The following is a 21,134-nucleotide window of genomic DNA, read 5'->3' as shown; positions in this document are numbered from 1 at the left end:
ACTGCTATCACCGAAACTAGTGAACTCCATTTATAAAAATATCGAGGAAAGTATGGCCGTTTTATCTCCAGAAATTAAAAAACGTAGTGATTACCAGGTTCCCGATTTTTTAATCGAAGGGGTTAAATTGGTATTAGACTTAGCTGGAGATCAGACCCAGGTTATCGCTACCAGCACGGTGAAACGTAACGGCCGACATGATAAGCCTCTGGTGCTCGATGGGGAAGGGATTACGCTGGTTGAGGTATGCATTGACCAGGCGCCTACAGACAACTATCTGCAAACCAGTGATAGTCTGAGTTTGCCAGTAACTACCGATGCCTTTGAACTACGCATAACCACTCAGCTCAACCCCGCAAACAATAAATCTCTGGAAGGTTTGTATCTTTCAGCAGGGTCCTATTGTACCCAGTGTGAAGCGGAAGGCTTTCGCAAAATCACCTATTTCCTCGACAGGCCAGATATCTTAGCTACCTATGAGGTGACGATTTATGCTGATAAAACCGATTATCCATTTTTGCTGTCTAACGGTAACCAGACTGGCAAGGGTGATCTTGATGACGGGCGGCACTGGGTAACCTGGCATGATCCCTTTAAAAAGCCTTGTTATCTATTTGCCTTGGTAGCAGGGGATTTTGACCTGCTCGAAGATAAATTCACAACCCAGAGTGGCCGCGAGGTGGTCTTACAACTGTTTGTAGATAAAGGCGCATTAGCCAAAGGTCATCATGCCCTGGCGTCTCTTAAAAAATCAATGCGCTGGGACGAGCAGGTATTTGGCCTGGAATATGATCTGGATATCTACATGATTGTTGCTGTGGATTTTTTCAACATGGGTGCCATGGAAAACAAAGGATTAAACGTTTTTAACAGTAAGTATGTGCTGGCCGATGCACAATCGGCAACAGACGAAGATTATTTCAATATTGAAGCGGTTATCGGTCACGAGTATTTCCATAATTGGACGGGCAACCGAGTGACCTGTCGTGACTGGTTTCAGCTGAGTCTCAAAGAAGGCTTGACTGTGTTTCGCGATCAACAATTCAGTGCGGATATGTCGTCCCCGGTGATCAATCGCATCAAAAACGTGCGCATTATGCGTGAGCAGCAATTTGCTGAAGACGCCAGCGCCATGGCGCACCCCATTCGTCCCGATGAAGTGATGGAGATGAATAACTTCTATACCGTTACTGTCTATGACAAAGGTGCCGAAGTGATCCGCATGTTACATACCTTGCTTGGATCCCAAGGGTTTCGTCAGGGCATGGATTTATATTTCCAGCGTTTTGATGGTCAAGCTGTGACCTGCGACGACTTTGTTCAGGCGATGCAAGACGCCACTGATGTGGAACTCACTCAGTTCAGGTTATGGTATAGCCAATCCGGCACGCCAAGAGTTAAAGTAGAGGATTCGTATGATCCAGCTAGTGGTGAATATTCCCTGGTATTTGAACAACTCAATTTACCAACAGCTGGTCAGCCAAGTAAACACAACCTGCATATCCCCATTAAATTTGAATTACTCGATGACACGGGACGACCTCTGGTAATGACAGATGTGCCGGAACTGAACAATGAACTGATTGAATTAAGCCAGCGTACCTATAATCTCAAATTATCCGGATTAAAAAGCAAACCCGTGCCCTCTTTATTACACGATTTTAGTGCGCCGGTTAAACTCGAATATCCCTATACTAGCCAGCAATTACAGCACATCATGCTACATTCCAGTGATGACTTTGCCAGATGGGATGCCAGCCAAACCTTGTACAGTCGCTGTATTCATAGTTTGGTAAATGCTAATCAAACCCAAAGCGACAGCTTGATCGCCAGCGTATTAGAAGCGGCTGACAGTATTTTGGCCACGGGACATAACAATCCAGCCCTGATGGCGGAAATGTTATGTCTTCCCAGTTTCGAAACCTTGAGTCAACAGGTTGACGAGATCCATGTTGAGGCGCTGTTTAATGCCCAGCGAGAGTTGCAAAGGCAATTGGCCAAGGGTTTACAAGACAAGTGGTTGGCACTATACCACCAGCAAATTACCGACCCTTATGAATACACCCCCGAACAAGTCAATAGCAGGCGCTTGCGCAATTTATGCCTGGTATACCTGGTACTAGGGGATGCATCCGGGGCTGCGGATTTATTGCACAAGCAGTATCAGCAAGCAGACAACATGAGCGATACCTTAGGCGTACTTAAGGCTGCACAATTTGGCGAACTCGGGCTGTTTGATCACTTTATGCAAGGCTTTGAACAGAAGTGGCACCATGATCCCCTGGTGTTAGACAAATGGTTCGCTTTGCAGGCCAATACTCCCAGAGACGATATCTTAACGCGTCTGGAGCTGTTGATGAGTCACAGTCAATTTAGCATGGATAATCCAAATCGAGTGCGCTCACTGGTCGGTAGTTTTGCCTTCTATAATGTGCTGGGATTTCACGCCGCCGATGGCAGTGGTTACAAGTTTATTGCCGATTATCTGCTACGCCTCAATAGCGTCAACCCCCAAGTAGCGGCGCGTATTATCACCCCCCTGACTCAATGGCAAAAGTTTGATCCCAAACGCCAGGGATTAATGCGTCAGCAATTGCTGCGAATTGCCGATTGTCCCGAGTTAAGTAAAGATCTGTTGGAGAAAGTCAGCAAGAGTTTAGATTTTACGAGTTAATAAATGCACAGCTATTTTTTTAATTTGAAGCTTTCCTATGAACGCTGTGAAAGTTTGTATCGGCCGGGTAATAATTCGGTCGTTGTACTGGCAGAAAACGGCAAGCGTATCCAATTGCCGGCTAAAAATTTACGTCCTTTTGTGCAACGAAACGGTTTACAAGGCCGTTTTAGGTTACTGGTTACTCCTGAGAATAAAATATACAGCCTGGAAAAAATATCCTAAAGGGATGTTTTTTTGACTATCAATATTCCAACTTACTGATATAGAACAGGTTGTACTTAAGTTAACTGGTACGATTAGTCCTTGCTATCAGCTCAGTTTGATGTAATCATTTTGTTAATAGCAAGTTGTTTAATCGATAGTCACATAGGTTTAGTCAAACTTATGATTAGGGAGGTAAGGATGAACCGTGAAATTTTCACATTTAAGAAATCACCTATCGCGTTGGGTGTTATTGGACTGTTAGGCGGTGTATTTATGCCGGCCCAGGCCGCCAGTTGGTCAGAAGGCGATTGGTCTGCCACATTCGACTCTAACTTCTCATTAGGCACCAGTATCCGGGTGGAAGAACGGGATTTCTCCCGGGTTGGCAACAGTAACGGTTTACAGTTTGACTGGTCAGGTTATAACCCGGCAACGAATCCTATTTATGGCTCGGCAGATGTGTGGGCATTAGGCACAGGTGGTTATTCAACCAATGGTGACCTAAGTACCTTGAATTATGACAAGGGTGAAGCCTTTTCAACCTTATTCAAAGGTGTGCACGAACTTGACATTCAGTACAAGAACATGGGGTTGTTTGTTCGAGGTATGTATTTTTACGACTTTGAAATGAAAGACGGTGACCGGGATTGGCAAAATCCTATCACCGGTAAAACTCAGGATCCTTGTGCAACATCACAAGCCAGTGACGAATTGTGCTCCGATATCCGCTTGCTGGATGCATTTTTCTATGCAGATTTCGATATGGGCAATATTCCGGTAACCTTGCGTATCGGTGATCAGGTGATCAGCTGGGGTGAAAGTACCTTTATTCAACACGGGATCAACACCATTAACCCGGTCGATGTATCTAGGGCACAAGCACCAGGAGCTGAGCTTAAAGAAGTCTTTATTCCCGTGGGTATGGTGTTTGCGTCATTTGGTTTGACTGATAACACCAGCCTGTCCATGTATTATCAATACGAGTGGGAGCGCAGCCGCTTACCTCAGGCCGGCGCATATTTCTCAACCAACGATTTTGCCGGTGAAGGCGGACAAGCGCAAAATATCCAGCTTGGTTTTAGTGGTAACCCGGATATAGATTTGGATTTCTTGCTCTCGGGACTTAATCAGTTGGGGGCAGCATTGCAAGCCGGCGCTGATCCGGCCCAAATAGGACAGGCGTATTTAGCCTACCCAACCAAAGTTGCGGTGCGCGGTTTCAGTGATCGCGCCCATACGGATGCGGATGACCAAGGTCAATACGGGATCAAACTCGGATATTATGCTGAACAATTAAACGAAACTGAATTTAGTTTGTACCTGATTAACTACCATAGCCAGCGTCCATTGATTTCGGGTCTAACGTCCGATTTTACCCAAGCGGGTATAGGTGCGGATTTGGCTTATTTAGCTTCAAACGAAATCACCAGCGATAACGTTACAGACCTGCGCGCTTTTACCAAAACCGGTTTCGAATATCCGGAAGATATCAAACTATACGGTTTTAGTTTTAATACTAATGTCGGTGAAACGGCGTTGGCCGGTGAAATCGCCTATCGTGTAGACGAACCGCTACAAATCGATGATGTTGAGCTGTTGTATGCAGCCATGCCACAACAACTTGCCATCGCTGGTCTACGCCCGGATCTGGCGGGTATTTCCCAACTCGACGGTTTCCAGGGATTTACCACTGGCCCAGGTGAAACCGCCCAAGGTTATATCACTTCTGATACGGTGCAAATGCAGGTTACGGCAACCCATATATTCGGCCCGGCACTTGGCACGGATAACCTGATCTTATTAGGCGAAGTCGGTTATGTAAGTATCCAGGACTTTCCGGATCCTAACGTTATTCGTCTAAATGGCCCAGGTTCGGTGCGTACCCCTTCATTGCAGCCTGACGCCAACGGTAATACAAGAGAGGGATTGCATGTGGGGCTATCTGATGGTCCTGAGCAAAATCCGTTTCCAACGGACGATGCATGGGGTTATCGGGTATTGGCTGTTGCCTCTTATAACAACGTTTTCGCTGGCGTAAATGTACAAGCGCGAGGCACCTTCGCCCACGACGTTGACGGCATAACCCCAGATCCCTTGTTCTTATTTGTTGAAGATAGAAAATCTGCCAGTGCGTCAGTGACTTTGGATTACCTGAGTAAATGGTCTGCCACTGCCTCGTACAATACGTTCTGGGGAGGTGTTGGCACAACCAACGGCTTGTCTGACCGTGATTTTGTATCGTTTGATATTAAATACTCTATTTAAGGAGCCGCAATATGATTAAAAAACTCGCACTTCTTACGTCTACCATGGCGTTAGTTTTCAGTTCGGGGGCACTGCATGCCAAAGTGTCACAAGCCGACGCGGATAAATTGGGTGGTGAACTTATGCCCCTTGGCGGCCTGACAGCCGGCAATACAGATGGCAGTATACCTGCTTGGACAGGCGGTATCACTAAGGCACCCCAGGGCTATGAAGTGGGTGACTTTCATCCGGACCCTTTTCCGGATGACAAAGTGTTATTCGAGATCACCTCGGACAATTATGAGCAATACTCAGACTTTTTGAGTGATGGCCAGAAGAAACTTTTTCAAACTTATCCCGATAGCTATAAAATGCCGGTATACCAAAGTCGTCGTTCGGCGTCTACTCCTCAGTTTGTCTATGATGAGACAGCCAAAAATGCCGGCCTTGCGGAACTAATCGAAGGGGGTAACGGCGTTAAAAATGCTGCAATTGGGATCCCGTTTCCATTGCCAGCAAATGGTCTCGAAGCGATTTGGAATCATATCTTGCGTTATCGTGGTGAGACAGTTCAGCGCTTCGGTGGCCAAGCTGCACCTACAGCTTCCGGTGATTACAATGTCATAGGTTTTGACGAAGAATTGTTGCAGAAATATTCAGCCAAAGGTGCGACCCGGGAAAAGTTGCTTGAAGAAAATATTATCTCCAAGTTTAAACAAAAAGTTACCTCTCCCGCACGTTTGGCCGGTACCGCCTTGTTGGTGCATGAAACCATGGATCAAATTCGTGAACCTCGTCAGGCCTGGACCTATAACACCGGCCAGCGCCGAGTGCGTAGAGCGCCGAATATAGCTTATGACGCACCAGGTACCGCGTCAGATGGCTTGCGCACCACAGATGATTTCGACATGTTTAACGGGGCACCTGACCGTTACAACTGGGAACTCAAGGGCAAAAAAGAGATGTATGTTGCTTATAATAACTACCAGTTGCACAGCAACAATGTCAGTTACGAGCAAATTTTGACGCCGGGTCATATCAATCCTGAATTGACCCGTTTTGAGAAACATCGTGTCTGGGTAGTCGAAGCTAATTTGAAGTCTGAATATCGTCATATTTATCAAAAACGGGTGTTTTATATTGACGAAGATAGCTGGCAGATCCAAGTGGCGGATATGTACGATAATCGTAATGAACTGTATCGTGTAGCCATATCCCATGGGATTAACTACTATGAGGTGCCTACTCAGTGGTCTACCCTGGATGTTTATCACGATTTGAATTCCCGCCGTTATCTGGCTCTCGGTTTGGATAACGAAGAAAAGATGTACAAGTTTAATGTCCCCATGGATGATGGAGAGTTTACGCCACAGGCGCTGCGCCGAGAAGGCAGACGCTAATCACTAACAGAACGGTTGGCTATGCCAACCGTTTTTATTTTAACGAGATGAAAACACTATGATTTTACGTTTAGCAAGTGTGTGTATGGTAGTTTTACTTGCACCTATGTCTATGCTTAATGCAGCGCCACAAAGTTATCAAGCCCCCCTGGTTAGCCAATCCCTGTTATTAGACATTGCTCAAACTGGTTCTCAACTGGTGGCTGTGGGTGAAAGAGGGCATATCATTTTGTCTACAGACGGCGATAACTGGCAGCAAGTCGACGTGCCGAGTACCTCAACCTTAACCGGAGTTTATTTCATAGGCCAGCAAGGTTGGGCGGTTGGTCATGATGCGAATATCTTACATAGCAGCGATGGTGGCCAACATTGGCAAGTGCAAAATTTTGCCCCTGATCTGCAGCGTCCGTTACTCGACGTGCTTTTTTTTAATGCTCAACAGGGGATTGCAGTGGGTGCCTATGGCACGTTTTTACGTACTGAAGATGGCGGAAAAACCTGGCTCAGAGAGTTACATGCGGAATTTTTAGATCCGGACGATCAGCAATATCTTAACGAGATCCGCCTAGAAGACGAAGTCTTTTATGAGCAAGAATTAGCCTCTATTTTACCGCATCTCAATAGCGTATCCATAAGTGGTAACACCCTGTATCTTGCCGGTGAAGCAGGGTTGCTGGCCTTTAGCGAGGATTTTGGCGCGCATTGGCAGCGCATGGAGATTGATTATTCAGGGTCTTTTTTCAATATCGCTAAAACGTCTTCCGGCTCATTGGTGGCGGCAGGATTACGCGGCAATTTATTTGTTTATGATGCACAAAACAGCGCCTGGAAAGCCATTGTTTCCGGCAGCAATGCGTCATTGAATGCGATTGTTTCTGTCGATAATAAAACCACCGTTGTGCTTGGCAATAACGGAGCGATAGTGACACTGGTCGGCGACAAAGCCAGTTATCGCCAAGCAGAAGATGGTGAGTCCATGATTAGCGGCCTGGTATTCAAGCAACATATTATTGCTGTTTCGGTTGGCGGTATTAAACATTTGCAAGAGGTACAGTAGTAGAATATGGTCAATTTAATCAAATCTTTAGAAAACCTGATATTTGGTAATCGAATGGCAGTGTTGGTAATATTTTTACTGACCACAGTCTTTCTAGGTTACCAATCCTCCCAGTTAAAACTGGATGCAGGTTTTACTAAAAATATTCCGCTGAATCACGAATACATGCAGAATTATATGAAACACGCCAAAGATTTTGGCGGAGCAAACAGTATTCTTGTATCAGTGTGTGATACCCAAGGAAATATTTTTAATCAAAATTTCTTCGATACCTTGAAAAATGTGCATGATCAATTGTTTTTCATCAATGGTGTCGATCGGTCCTTAGTAAAGTCACTATTTTCGCCCTCAACCCGTTTCACAGAAATTGTCGAAGGTGGATTTTCAGGTGGACCCGTTATTCCCGCGGATTTTAATTCCACGGATCAACAAGGCTTGAACAAAGTGTCTGCCAATATCGAAAAGGCGGGCATTGTGGGCAGTTTGGTGTCAGACGATTACCAATGCGCCATGGTCAATGCCCAGCTGCTCGAACTCGACCCTGAAACAGGCGCCAAGCTAAATACCCTGGCGTTGGCTGACGATTTGGAGCAACAACTAAGGAGCCAATTCGAAACCGATAAAATCAGCATCCATATTATTGGTTTTGCCAAAATGATTGGCGATGTGGCCGATGGCGCAAAAGATGTAGTGCTGTTTTTTGCTCTGGCAATAGCCATCACCGCTGTATTGGTGTTTTTCTTTTGTAAATCCCTGATGTTGACCGTGTTGCCCTTGTTGTGTTCGGTAATAGCGGTGATTTGGCAAATGGGCATGTTAACACTGCTGGGCTTTGGTCTGGATCCTATGTCAATACTGGTGCCGTTTCTGGTGTTTGCCATAGGCATCAGTCACGGTGTGCAGATGATAAATTCTGTGGGTAAAGAAGTGATAAGTGGCAAAAGCTCGTTAAATGCCGCCAAAATTGCCTTTGCCAGTTTACTGATCCCAGGTGGGGTGGCGCTATTGTCAGATACCATCGGTTTTATGACCTTGCTGGTCATCGACATCGGTATTATTCGCGAGTTGGCAATCACTGCCAGTTTAGGCGTGGCGGTGATCATTCTGACCAATCTATTATTGTTACCTGTGTTGATGTCTTTTGTAAAATTCAGTGACAGGCATCATCTTAAATTTGCCGGTAAAGAAAGAAGTTTTGATCATATATGGAGCTGGATCGCACGGTGTGCCAATCCCAAAGTGGCTGTTGTGATCCTGGTGATCACGGGTGTGCTTTTTGGTTTGGGATGGCAACAAGCGCAACAGTTGAAAATTGGTGATCTGCACGCCGGTGCCCCAGCCCTGCGTGAGTCATCGCGTTACAATCAGGATACCTTCCTGATCACCGACAAATACGCCATCAGTGTGGATTATATGTCGATTTTAGTGGAAACCGGTAAAGATGCCTGCACCTCTTATGAGGTGATGAATGCCATAGACGAATTGCAGTGGCGCATGCGCAATGTTGAAGGTGTGCAATCGGCGGTTAGTTTGGCCTCTGTGGCCAAGGTCATCAACGCTGGATATAATGAAGGCAACCCTAAATGGCGGGTATTGCCGCGCAATCAACAAACTTTGGTACAAGATATTGCCCGGGTGGATACATCCTCTGGATTGTTAAACGGAGATTGTTCGGTTATGCCGGTCATCTTGTTTATGCAGGATCACAAGGCAGAGACCATTAGTCGGGTTGTCAATGCGGTTAAGACGTTTCGCGGTCAATATGAATCAGAAAACCTGCAGTTCAAACTGGCCTCAGGCCCAATTGGTGTGATGGCAGCGCAAAACGAAGCGGTTTCAGCGGCGCAAAGTCCTATGCTGCTGTATGTGTTTGGTGCGGTGATCTTGCTTTGCCTAATCAGTTTCAGGTCGCTTAGAGCCACTTTGGCTGTGGTTATCCCTCTGTATGTAGTCTCGATATTGGCTCAGGCATTGATGACCTTTTTGCAAATCGGGCTTACTGTATCGACACTTCCGGTGATCGCACTGGGCGTGGGCATCGGTGTGGATTATGGCATTTATATTCTGTCCACTATGAATAGCAAACTTAAGGCTGGTATGGCCGTCAGGCAGGCTTACTTCGAAGCGCTGAGAGAGCGGGGCAGTGCAGTGCTGTTTACTGGCGCAACCCTGGCCGTCGGGGTGAGCACCTGGGTATTTTCAGCGTTAAAATTTCAAATGGATATGGGGATTTTGTTAACGTTTATGTTTGTGGTCAATATGTTAGGGGCGATAATTGTCTTGCCGGCCCTGGCTGCATTGTTTTGGCATAAGCAAAAATAATTTCGCATAACTATCTAGTTTTTTGCATAAAAAAGGCCGTTTGGCCTTTTTTTATGAGCGAAATTCAGATAACTATTTTTTATGTAAATTAAAGGTAAATTTAATGCTTTTAATGCATTGCCAATTTAGCGAGAATAGACCAACAAAGGCGAAAAACTGTATATATCTCAGTCTTTTGTCGAGTCTCATAAGTTTTAGCCAGTGTCCTAACGACAATCTGTGTCGTGTGAGCACTGACTGGATACCCAATATACTTTCGCGCAGTAGGGGATAGGTAAACACATGACGGTTGCAACAAACCAGCATTCAGTGCTTTTAGAAAACGTATACAAACTTTTAGAGAAAAAAGTCCACAAGTCACAAACCGACTTAGCAATAAAATTTTCGCGGATCTTGTTTAACAATATATCCGCCGATGATTTAGATAGCCGCAGTGACAGCGACTTATACGGGGCCACTTTAAGTTTGTGGAACCAGTTTTTGGATTTTAATCCAAACAAGCCCTATATTCATGTATTTAATCCAGAAATCAGCAAACATGGTTGGCAGTCAACCCACACCATAGTAGAAATTCTGGTGGAAGATATGCCGTTTCTGGTTGATTCCGTAAGAATGGTTTTGAACCGTGTGGGCGTAACCGCACATTTATTATTGCATAGCCCTATTTCCCTTAAACGCGACGCCGAGCATAAGTTTGTCGAGTTTGTTGATAGCAAAAAACGAGACAAAGCTGCCACCAAGGAAACCATATTCCTAATCGAGGTGGATAGACAAACCACTAAAAAAGCCCTAGATGCCCTGACCACTGAATTGATGTCTGTGGTTAATGAAGTATCCTTAGCGGTTAAAGACTGGCTCTTGATGTGCGAAAAATTAGAAGAGGTTATCAGCGATTTTAGTCAGCGACCTTGTCCGGCCTCTGCGGAACAAAAAGAGCAAACGATCAAGTTTTTGTCCTGGTTAAGTGATCATAACTTCACCTTGATGGGGTACCGTGGCTACTCTGCTAAGGCGATAAAAGGGGATCATCGTTGGTTAGCCGATAACGACTCGAGCTTGGGATTGATGAAAAATTCAACCAGTGAACGGGATCGAGTACTGTCCAATATTCCAGGTTCCGCCCGAGAAGAAGCCTTAAGCAATCACCCATTATTACTGACCAAAACCAATAGCCGGTCCCGGGTCCACCGTCCGGCTTACATGGATTATATCGGGGTCAAAAGGTTTGATGAACAAGGCAACGTAGTCGGCGAAGATCGTTTTATAGGTCTTTACTCGGCATCGTTTTATAACAGTAGTGCTACCCAGGTACCGGTCTTGCAAAACAAGATTGACAACATCTGTCAAAAATCCGGTTTTGAAAAAGAGTCCCATGGTTATAAAGCATTTTTGAACATTATTGAAACCTATCCACGGGACGAATTGTTACAAGGCAGTGAAGACGAGCTGGCACAAATTGCCCTGGGTATTTTTCAAATGCAAGAGCGTGGCATATCACGTTTGTTTGTGCGTAAAGATATTTTTGGTCGCTTTATCTCCTGCATGGTCTTTGTGCCGCGGGAGCGTTACAACACCCAACTGCGTAAAGATACCCAAACGCTGCTTAAAAAGTCATTTAATAGTAATGAAGACATCGAGTTTACTACCTATTTCTCGGAATCCGTGTATGCCAGAACTCATTACATCGTTAGAGTAAAAGACAATAATTCGGAATACAACGTGAAGGAAATAGAGAAAAACATTATTGAATTGACGAAAAGCTGGAATGATAAATTAACTGCGACCATACGCACCAATTATGGAGAAGCGGCAGGCAAAGTACTGGAGAAAAAATACGACGACGCTTTTCCCCCCAGCTACAAAGAACATAACTTACCCAGTGCGGCTTTGGTAGACTTGGAAAAAATTGAACTGCTAACTGTCGAACACACTCTAGACATGCTGTTTTATCGACCGCAGGAAGAAGGACGTAACAGTGAAGTTGTGAAGCTGAAGTTATTTCACAAAAATGAACCTATTCATTTGTCTGCGGTGTTACCGATGCTGGAGAATTTTGGTTTACGTGTAATAGATGAAAGTCCATACCGGGTCAAGTCCAGCGACGGTGAAGTCAACTGGATAATGGAATTTTCCATGTTGCACAGCAGCAGCAATCATATGGAATTAGAACAGGCCCAGCGTCTGTTCCAGGAAGCCTTTTCCAAGGTTTGGTACAACCAATTGGAAGACGATGCCTTTAACCGTTTGGTACTAGGGGCCAGGCTGCCGGGACGCAGCGTGACGATATTGCGAGCTTACGCAAAGTACATGCGCCAAATCGGCAGTTCATTCAGTAAAAATTATATTGCCAATACCTTGGCTAATTATCCAGAAATCGCCAAGACTCTGGTGGCACTATTTAACCAGCGCTACAACCCTACAGTCAGGCGATCACCGAAAAAAGAAGAAGCCTTATTAAATGCAGTAAAAGAAGGCTTGGACAACGTATCTAACCTGGATGATGATCGTATCATTCGTCGATATCTGGATTTGATTTTGGCAACTTTGCGCACCAACTTTTATCAGACTGACGAAGAAGGCAATGAGAAGTCCTATGCGTCTTTTAAAATGTTGCCTGAGCTTATTTCTGACATGCCTTTACCTAGACCTAAATTTGAGATTTTTGTGTATTCCCCCAGAGTTGAAGGGGTTCACCTGCGCGGTGGAAAAGTCGCCAGGGGTGGATTACGCTGGTCGGATAGACAAGAAGATTTTCGCACCGAGATTTTAGGCCTGGTAAAAGCCCAGCAAGTTAAAAATACTGTGATTGTACCTGTCGGCGCCAAAGGTGGCTTCGTATGTAAAAATCTGCCCGTAAACCAAGGGCGTGAAGCATTCCAGAAGGAAGGGCAAGAGTGTTATAAAATATTTATTCGCAGTTTGTTGGATATTACCGACAACATAGTTGACGGTAAGGTGGTTTATCCTAGAGACGTGATCCGTTTAGACGAAGATGATCCCTATTTGGTGGTTGCCGCAGATAAAGGCACTGCCACCTTCTCGGATATTGCCAACGGTATTTCACAGGAGTTTAATTTCTGGCTTGGGGACGCTTTTGCTTCCGGAGGCAGTATTGGTTATGACCATAAAAAAATGGGGATCACTGCCAAAGGTGCCTGGGAATCGGTTAAACGTCATTTCCGCGAAATGGGTGTTAACTGCCAGACCACAGATTTTAGCTGTGTAGCCATAGGCGATATGGCCGGAGATGTTTTTGGTAACGGCATGCTGTTATCCAACCATACCAAGCTGATTTGCGCCTTTAACCATATGCATATTTTCTTCGATCCGAATCCAGATGTTAAAACCAGCTACGGCGAACGAAAACGTCTTTTTGAAAATCCTACGCTGAGCTGGGACGATTATGATAAGTCGCTTATTTCCAAAGGTGGTGATGTTTTTCATCGCTCTGCCAAATCTATTAAACTTACCCCGGAAATGAAGAAGTGGTTAGGTACCAAACATATGACTATGCCGCCTAACGAGTTGATCCATAATATTCTAAAAATGCCGGTTGATCTGATCTGGAATGGCGGCATAGGCACTTACGTAAAAAGCAGTAAAGAAAGCCATGCTCAGGTTGGAGATCGGGCCAATGATGACTTGCGTGTCAATGGCGGTGAGGTACAGGCAAAAATTATCGGAGAAGGGGGCAACCTTGGACTCACTCAGCTCGGACGGATAGAACTAGCACGCAATGGCGGCAGATTAAACACTGATTTTATTGATAATGTCGGTGGGGTGGATTGCTCGGATAACGAAGTGAATATCAAGATCTTGCTTAATTCCCTGGTTAATGCCGGTGATTTAACGCTTAAACAGCGGAATAACCTGCTTTACGACATGACAGATGATGTGGGGGAACTGGTCATTCAGGATTGTTATCGCCAGACAGAGTCCATGTCCATTACCCATATGAGCGGTGGGAGTCAACTCAAGGAACAACTGCGTTTCATTCACAATCTCGAAAAAGAAGGCAATCTGAATCGTGAACTGGAATATATTCCCTCAGATGATGATATCTCAGACCGCCTGGCAGCGTCTCAAGGCCTGACTCGTCCAGAGCTTTCTGTATTGATTGCTTACGGCAAAATGGGTTTGAAAGAGAAATTTAACACGCCGGAAATTACCGAAAATCCTTACCACAGAAAATTATTGGTCAGCGCGTTCCCTAAGGTATTACAGGAACGTTATGTCAAACAAATGGAACAACATCCACTGCGCGGTGAAATCATTGCCACTAAACTTACCAACAATATCATCAATGACATGGGTATGAATTTCGTCTTTAGAATGCGTGAAGAAACCGGCGCCACCATTGACGAAATTGCTAATGCTTATTGTGTGGTTAAAGGGATTTTTGGTATGGAAAGCTTGTGGCTAGAAATTGAAAAACTCGACAACAAGGTCAGTGCCGATACTCAGTTGACCATGCTCGACAGTATGCGTCGAACGCTGCGACGGGCATCCAGGTGGTATTTACGCCATGGGGTAAAATCCATGGATATTCAACAAGCCATTGACCGCTACACCTCAACCTTTAAAGATCTGTTTGTGAACATGCAGAACTACTTAGTTGAAGATGAATACAATGATTTGGAATCTGCCAGCGCCGCCCTTATCAATCAAGGCGTGCCTAAGGATGTGGCCTATAAAGTCGCCAGCTTAAGTAATTTGTTCCCCTGTTTGGATTTGGCTCAAATTGCCGAAGTCGAAAAGCGTGATATCAAACTGGTCTCTAGCTTGTATTTCAAACTGGGTTCAAGACTGGAACTGCATTGGTTCCTGGAACAGATCAACAGGCAAACTGTTAGTAACCATTGGCAAGCTCTCGCCCGGGCCTCCTATCGGGAAGAGCTGGATTGGCAGCAGCGAGCTCTAGCTACTGTGTTGTTAACAGCCGCACCGAAAAACAATGATGCCGAAGCAATACTGACAAACTGGATGGACAATAATCAGGTTTTATTAGAACGTTGGTATAGTATGATGTCCGAATTTAAAACCAGTACCACCCATGAATTTGCCAAGTTCTCGGTCGCCTTGCGCGAATTGATGTTACTTAGCATAAACGCTAACACCTAGGTTTCATGCAGTAAATCCACGCCCTGGTGTAAACCGGGGCTTTTTTTTGTCAAAGGAAAACGAATTAATATGTACGCTATTGTTCAGAAATTACTATTTACCCAGGATGCCGAGTGGAGCCATGACTTCACGTTAACTTGGCTCAAGAGAACGCAAAATAGCCTGTTGGATTGTGTTTACAGCCAAACTATAGCGGACAAACCCGTGGAAGTTTTAGGCATGCATTTTAAAAATCCGGTGGGTCTGGCGGCGGGATTAGATAAAAACGGTGAGTGCATCGATGCCTTTGCTGCCATGGGTTTCGGTTTTATTGAAATTGGTACGGTCACCCCTAAACCTCAAGCTGGTAATGACAAACCCAGAATGTTCAGACTGCCTAAAGGGCAGGCAATCATTAATCGAATGGGTTTTAATAACAAGGGCGTGGACTATTTAGTCGAACAGGTAAAGCGCGCGAAATATCAAGGCATACTGGGTATTAATATAGGCAAAAACAAGGACACGCCAGAAGATCAAGCCTTGGATGATTATGTGACCTGTTTGCAAAAAGTTTATCTGTATGCCAGTTATGTGACTATCAATATTTCCTCGCCTAATACTCCGGGTTTGCGCAATTTACAGTACGGCGAGGCGTTAACACACTTGTTGAGTGGGCTTAAAATAGAGCAACAGCGACTAGCAGAAAAACACGCTAAGTATGTGCCTATTTTGGTCAAGATCGCTCCTGATCTGCAAGATTCTGAAGTGGTGGATTTGGCTGCTTCTCTAATAGCCACTCAGATCGATGGTGTGATCGCGACCAACACCACTCTGGATCGAGAAGCCGTAAAAGGGCAGGAGCATGCTGACGAGACTGGTGGTCTGAGTGGGTCAGTACTTACTGACAAGAGCCAACACGTTACTGAGTTGCTATGTAGAGAACTGAAGGGCTGCATGCCAGTTATAGGCGTGGGGGGCATAGACAGTGCAAGTACTGCTCAAAGACGGATCGAAGCAGGATCAACTTTGATTCAGTTATATTCTTCATTGATCTACAAGGGGCCAAAAGTCATAAAGGAGATCGTAGATTCCTTATAATGATCCAGGCCTGATCGTTAGCTTTTATTGCTATTGGATATGAGGAAACATGCGCCATTCGCCGCAATTTGTGTTAGCTTTTAGAGTGATTTATTTAACAAATTGAGCCTGTAAACTTATGCTTCTCCCTAAAACAGATTGGTTTTGGTATACGCACCAGCAAACGCTGCGCATCGATCTGGGTGGCGATTTAAGCTTTGTGGTGCCTTACCCCTTAAAGCTTTTGATTAATTTACCCATGGGCAAACAATTATTTAGTCTGCAGGATACAGAACACTACGTGGGGCTGGGAGAAAACCTTGCCCAAAGCGGTATCACTTTGGGCAGCGGTCAGCTCAGTCAAATCTTGTTAAACGCCACAGCTGCACTAACATTTCATAAACCATTGAGTGTGAAGAGCTGGCATTTTGCCACCCAGGGCACACCTGGAGTACATTGCCATTTAGCGCTGTTGGAACCCCTGATTCAGGACGGTAGTTATGCACTGGGTGAGGTGCTGGTATTACAGCAAGATAGAGATACAGCCACCTGCATGTCTTTGGCGCCCAGTTTTCAAATCAATGCGACCAAAACCCTGGCCCAGTTCGAATTGATTAAGGTGATGAACAATAGGCTCATTCCTTATATAGCGGATATTGCCTTCTCTAAACGCGCTTAATCTACTGGTCATCGCAAATAGCAAACCGATTCTTTGGCATTTAACCAAGCGATATACTGCTTATTGCCGTATAATCGCGCCCGTAGAAATTAATGGGTGGGTATATGTTTGAATTTTTAGTCACGACGGCCAAAGGTCTGGATCAATTGTTGGCGCAAGAAATAGCTGATATCTGCCCAGGACTTGCGGTAAAAACCAAGCCAGGGCAGGTGTTGTTTAGTGCCCAGCTGGAACAGGCCTATAGTATTTGCTTGTGGTCGCGTTTGGCCAACAGGGTGATGCTCAAACTTGCCGAAGGACATGTAGACAGCGCCGAAGACATTTATCAAATTACCGCTGGGGTTAATTGGTCATCTCATTTCACCTTGGATAATACGTTTGTCGTCGATTTTATTGGTACCAGCCATTGCATCAACAATAGCCAGTTCGGGGCACTAAAAATTAAAGACGCTGTGGTTGATCAATTTAGTGAGCTGTTCGATTCCCGCCCGTCTGTGAGCAAAATTGCCCCGGATATTCGCCTGCAAGGGCGGATGTGGAGTGATAAATTAAGCCTTTATCTGGATTTGTCCGGACACAGTTTGCACCAAAGACATTACCGGGTGAAAACCGGCATTGCCCCGGTTAAAGAGCATATTGCTTGCGCCATGTTAGTGCGCAGCGGCTGGACCCAAAATCAGACCTTACCCTTGCTTGATCCTATGTGTGGTGCCGGCACTATTGCCATCGAAGCGGCCCTAATGTTGGCTAATATAGCCCCAGGACTAAAACGTGAAGGGTGGGGATTTTCCAAATGGCAACAACACGATGGGCAAATTTGGAAGCAACTGATTTCCAAGGCCAACGCAGCCATAGTTGTGCCCCAAGGCAGTATTACGGCCAGTGATATAGATCCTAGCGTGTTGGCATCAGCCAAAGAAAATGCGGATCTCGCTGGTGTATTTGACTATATCAATTTTGCCTGCATAGATGCATGTAAAGTCAAACCCGCGCAAGGTCAGCCCCCTGGCTATATTGTGAGCAATCCCCCTTATGGCGAGCGCCTCAGTGAATTAGACGCACTACTGCCTTTGTTTCAGAATTGGGGCGCCTGGATGAAGCTAAATTTCCAGGGTTGGCATTTGTCTTTGCTCACCTCAAATCGTGATTTGCTGCGACAAATGAAAATGTTTGCCCACAAACAATACAAGTTAATGAACGGTAAACTGGAATGCCAACTGGTTAACTTCGAACTCGATGAAAAAAATTGTCAAACCATGGAGCCCCTCGCTCCAAATAAAGATTTCGCCAATCGTTTGCGTAAAAATCTTAAACGCATTGATAAATGGTTGAAGACGCAAAACACTAACTGTTATCGGATCTATGATGCGGATTTGCCGGAGTATAAGGTTGCCATAGACCGTTACGGGGATTGGTTGGTAGTGCAGGAATACGCACCACCTAAGGATGTACCCGAGCACAAAGCTAAACGCAGATTACAGGAAGTATTGCTGTCTTTATCTCAATGCATGCACATTCCTGGTGATCATATAGTATTGAAAGTCCGAGCCCAGCAAAGGGGCAAGAACCAATATCAAAAGGTTTCACAGGTACAGCAAACCGTAGAGGCTTACGAAAACGGTGCCAAATTCAAGGTCAATCTGACGGATTACCTGGATACGGGGTTATTTCTCGATCACCGTACCACTCGCCAGTTAGTGCGACAAATAGCCAAAGACAAAGATGTATTGAATCTGTTTGCCTATACCGGTAGCGTTTCAGTGCACGCCGCGCTGGGTGGCGCTAAATCGGTGACCACAGTGGACATGTCCAATACCTATATAGATTGGGCCAAAGATAATTTTAAACTCAATAATCTACGTGGGCCTTATGAATTTGTGCAGGCGGATTGTTTGACCTGGTTGGCACATCATCGCAATGTTTATGATTTTATATTTATCGATCCGCCTTCCTTTTCCAATTCCAAACGCATGGATACCACCTGGGACGTTCAGCGTGACCATATAGGGCTATTAGGGGACGCGGTCACTTGTTTGCGGCCTCAAGGACAAATCATGTTTTCAAATAATCTGCGGCAATTTAAGCTGGACGAGCAGGGAATTGCGGCCCTGGGACTGGATATCGAAAATATAAGCAGCAAAACGTTACCTGAAGATTTCAGCCGTAATCCCAAAATCCACCAGTGCTGGTTGCTGACCTTACGTGGGTAACGAACATCTAATCCTGTATTCTGGAAAAAACTGCTGTCTGTGTGATGAGGCGCAAGCGTTATTACTAGACGTCAGTCCCCAAGCTCAGGTTAAAAAAATTGATGTGCGGGCGGACACCCAGCTTTACCACCTATACGGCGCCAGAATTCCGGTCTTACAACGTCAGGACTCAGCTCAAGAGCTAGCCTGGCCATTTAACAAACAACAATTAAGAGAGTTTTTGTCTTGAGTTTATTACAACTGAAAAACGCCAGTATCATCTTTGGCCACCCGCCCTTGTTGAGTGGGGTTGAAATGGGGATCCATAGCGGTGAGCGAGTGTGTTTAGTAGGACGCAACGGTTGCGGAAAGTCCACCTTGCTGAAAATTATCGCCGGTGAGTTAGCGCTGGATGACGGCCAGCGTCTGGTCGGTAACCAGGTGAAGATTTCCCGTTTGCCCCAAGACCCGCCCACTAGTGTGGACAGTACCCTGTTTGATTACGTGGCCGAAGGCATGGCTGAAGTGGGGGAGTTGCTCAAAGCCTACTTCCATCAGACGCATGTCATTGCCACTGATTATAGTGAGGCGCAACTCAACAAGCTGGAAAAGCTGCAACAACAGCTAGATCATCATAATGCCTGGCAGTTCGAGCAAAAAATTATGCAGGTGTTAACGCAATTGCAACTCGATCCGGATCAACAACTGTCGACCTTATCCGGGGGCTGGCGACGCAAGGCTGCATTAGCCAGAGCGTTGGCCAATCAACCGGATATTTTGTTACTAGATGAGCCCACAAACCATCTGGATATTGAGATGATCAAGTGGTTGGAAAGTACCGTTCTGGATTATCAAGGGGCAGTGGTATTTGTGAGCCATGACCGGGCATTTATTCGTAACGTGGCCACCCGCATTATTGATCTTGACCGTGGGCAGTTAGTCAGTTATCCCGGCAACTATCAGGAATACCTGGACAAAAAAGCCCACGATCTTGAGGTGGAAGAAACCCAGAATGCCCTGTTTGATAAGAGACTGAGCCAAGAAGAAACCTGGATCAGGCAAGGTGTAAAAGCCCGCAGAACACGTAACGAAGGCCGGGTGAGAGCCCTTAAAGCACTGCGAAACGAGCGTTCGGAAAGACGTAATGTTCAAGGCAGGGCCGTAGTTACCCTTGGTCAAAGCCAGAACTCAGGTAAAATCATCTTTGAGGCAGAGCAACTTAATTACCAAATTGAAGACAATGTCATAGTTAAAAACCTCGATTTATCGATTTTCCGCGGCGATAAAATTGCCTTAATCGGCCCCAACGGTTGTGGTAAAAGTACCTTGATTAAATTGTTACTTGAACAACTTGAGCCAAGCAGTGGTACGGTACGTTGTGGTACCAAGATTGAACTGGCGTATTTTGACCAGCATCGCAGTGAATTGGACGTAAATCAAAAAGTCGTGGATGCCATCGCCGACGGAAAACGCGAAGTGACTATCAACGGTCAAAGTAAACACGTCATTAGCTATCTTCAGGATTACCTGTTTACCCCAGACAGGATAAATGCGCCGGTTAGTTCATTATCCGGTGGTGAGAAAAACAGATTGTTATTGGCTAAGTTGATGTTAAAACCCAACAACCTGCTTATTTTGGATGAACCAACCAATGATCTTGATGTGGAGACCTTGGAGTTATTAGAAGATATTTTGGGGAATTATCAAGGTACACTAATACTGGTTAGCCACGATCGGGAGTTTGTGGACAATGTTATTACCTCAAGTTTGTATTTTGAAGGCCAGGGGGTGATTAAGGAATTTGTGGGTGGTTATGGGGATATTTACCAGTGGTATGATCAACAAGTGGTACCCACTAAGAGTAAAGCTGAAACTTCTGATCGTTCTAGCAGTCCTAAGGCCACTGTGGTGCCAAATAAAGGTAAAAAGCTGACCTACAAACATCAGCTTGAATTAGAAAAATTGCCAGTAATTATCGAGGCTTTAGAAACCCAAATCAAAGAGATACAGACTGATATTAATAACCCGGAATTTTTTAAACAAGACAGCCTGAGTTCGTCCCAAACCGTTGAAAAGTTAGCCTTAGCTGAAAGTCAGTTGAGTGAAGCTTTTGAGCGATGGAATGAGCTAGAAGCAATGCTTGAATAAGTGAAACTTGAATATTAGCAACTGAATAAAGACATCA

General features: G+C 45.2%; 12 protein-coding genes. All 12 read left to right on the top strand.

Annotated elements, in window-relative coordinates:
- Nucleotides 1–52: 52 nt before the first annotated feature.
- Nucleotides 53–2,674, top strand: a complete 2,622-nt coding sequence (gene pepN / locus AC3RV5_RS12355) for an aminopeptidase N (RefSeq protein WP_489727954.1) — start codon at nucleotides 53–55, stop codon at nucleotides 2,672–2,674.
- 3 nt (nucleotides 2,675–2,677) lie between these two features.
- Entirely contained in the window at nucleotides 2,678–2,899 is a 222-nt protein-coding gene (locus tag AC3RV5_RS12350; RefSeq protein ID WP_489727953.1) for a DUF2835 family protein, read from the top strand.
- 180 nt (nucleotides 2,900–3,079) lie between these two features.
- Nucleotides 3,080–5,146 (top strand): DUF1302 domain-containing protein, encoded by a 2,067-nt coding sequence (locus AC3RV5_RS12345; protein WP_489727952.1) that lies wholly within the window; start codon nucleotides 3,080–3,082, stop codon nucleotides 5,144–5,146.
- Nucleotides 5,147–5,157: 11 nt separating this feature from the next.
- Nucleotides 5,158–6,525 carry a DUF1329 domain-containing protein gene (locus tag AC3RV5_RS12340; RefSeq protein WP_489727951.1) on the top strand — a complete coding sequence of 456 codons (1,368 nt, stop codon included), beginning with the start codon at nucleotides 5,158–5,160 and terminating at the stop codon, nucleotides 6,523–6,525.
- A gap of 58 nt (nucleotides 6,526–6,583) precedes the next feature.
- Nucleotides 6,584–7,582, top strand: coding sequence for a YCF48-related protein (locus AC3RV5_RS12335; protein ID WP_489727950.1), 999 nt, complete (start codon nucleotides 6,584–6,586; stop codon nucleotides 7,580–7,582).
- Between the two features lie 6 nt (nucleotides 7,583–7,588).
- Entirely contained in the window at nucleotides 7,589–9,904 is a 2,316-nt protein-coding gene (locus tag AC3RV5_RS12330) for an efflux RND transporter permease subunit (protein ID WP_489727949.1), read from the top strand.
- Nucleotides 9,905–10,186: 282 nt separating this feature from the next.
- Complete coding sequence (locus AC3RV5_RS12325; RefSeq protein WP_489727948.1) at nucleotides 10,187–15,025, top strand: NAD-glutamate dehydrogenase; 4,839 nt, start codon at nucleotides 10,187–10,189, stop codon at nucleotides 15,023–15,025.
- Between the two features lie 69 nt (nucleotides 15,026–15,094).
- Nucleotides 15,095–16,102, top strand: a complete 1,008-nt coding sequence (gene pyrD, locus AC3RV5_RS12320) for a quinone-dependent dihydroorotate dehydrogenase (protein ID WP_489727947.1) — start codon at nucleotides 15,095–15,097, stop codon at nucleotides 16,100–16,102.
- A 118-nt stretch (nucleotides 16,103–16,220) separates the two neighbouring features.
- Nucleotides 16,221–16,760, top strand: coding sequence for a cell division protein ZapC domain-containing protein (locus AC3RV5_RS12315; protein ID WP_489727946.1), 540 nt, complete (start codon nucleotides 16,221–16,223; stop codon nucleotides 16,758–16,760).
- 104 nt (nucleotides 16,761–16,864) lie between these two features.
- Nucleotides 16,865–18,970, top strand: coding sequence for a bifunctional 23S rRNA (guanine(2069)-N(7))-methyltransferase RlmK/23S rRNA (guanine(2445)-N(2))-methyltransferase RlmL (rlmKL, locus tag AC3RV5_RS12310; RefSeq protein WP_489727945.1), 2,106 nt, complete (start codon nucleotides 16,865–16,867; stop codon nucleotides 18,968–18,970).
- Complete coding sequence (locus tag AC3RV5_RS12305; RefSeq protein WP_489727944.1) at nucleotides 18,963–19,199, top strand: glutaredoxin family protein; 237 nt, start codon at nucleotides 18,963–18,965, stop codon at nucleotides 19,197–19,199. The genes rlmKL and AC3RV5_RS12305 overlap by 8 nt, the downstream gene beginning before the upstream one ends.
- The gene (gene uup, locus AC3RV5_RS12300; RefSeq protein ID WP_489727943.1) at nucleotides 19,196–21,097 is read left to right on the top strand and encodes an ATP-binding cassette ATPase Uup; all 1,902 of its coding nucleotides are present in this window, start codon (nucleotides 19,196–19,198) and stop codon (nucleotides 21,095–21,097) included. Before AC3RV5_RS12305 ends, uup begins: the two co-directional genes overlap by 4 nt.
- Nucleotides 21,098–21,134 lie beyond the last annotated feature (37 nt).

The organism is Paraglaciecola sp. IT1134 (genome assembly GCF_058068185.1).
This window is presented reverse-complemented; position numbering and strand designations above follow the sequence as displayed.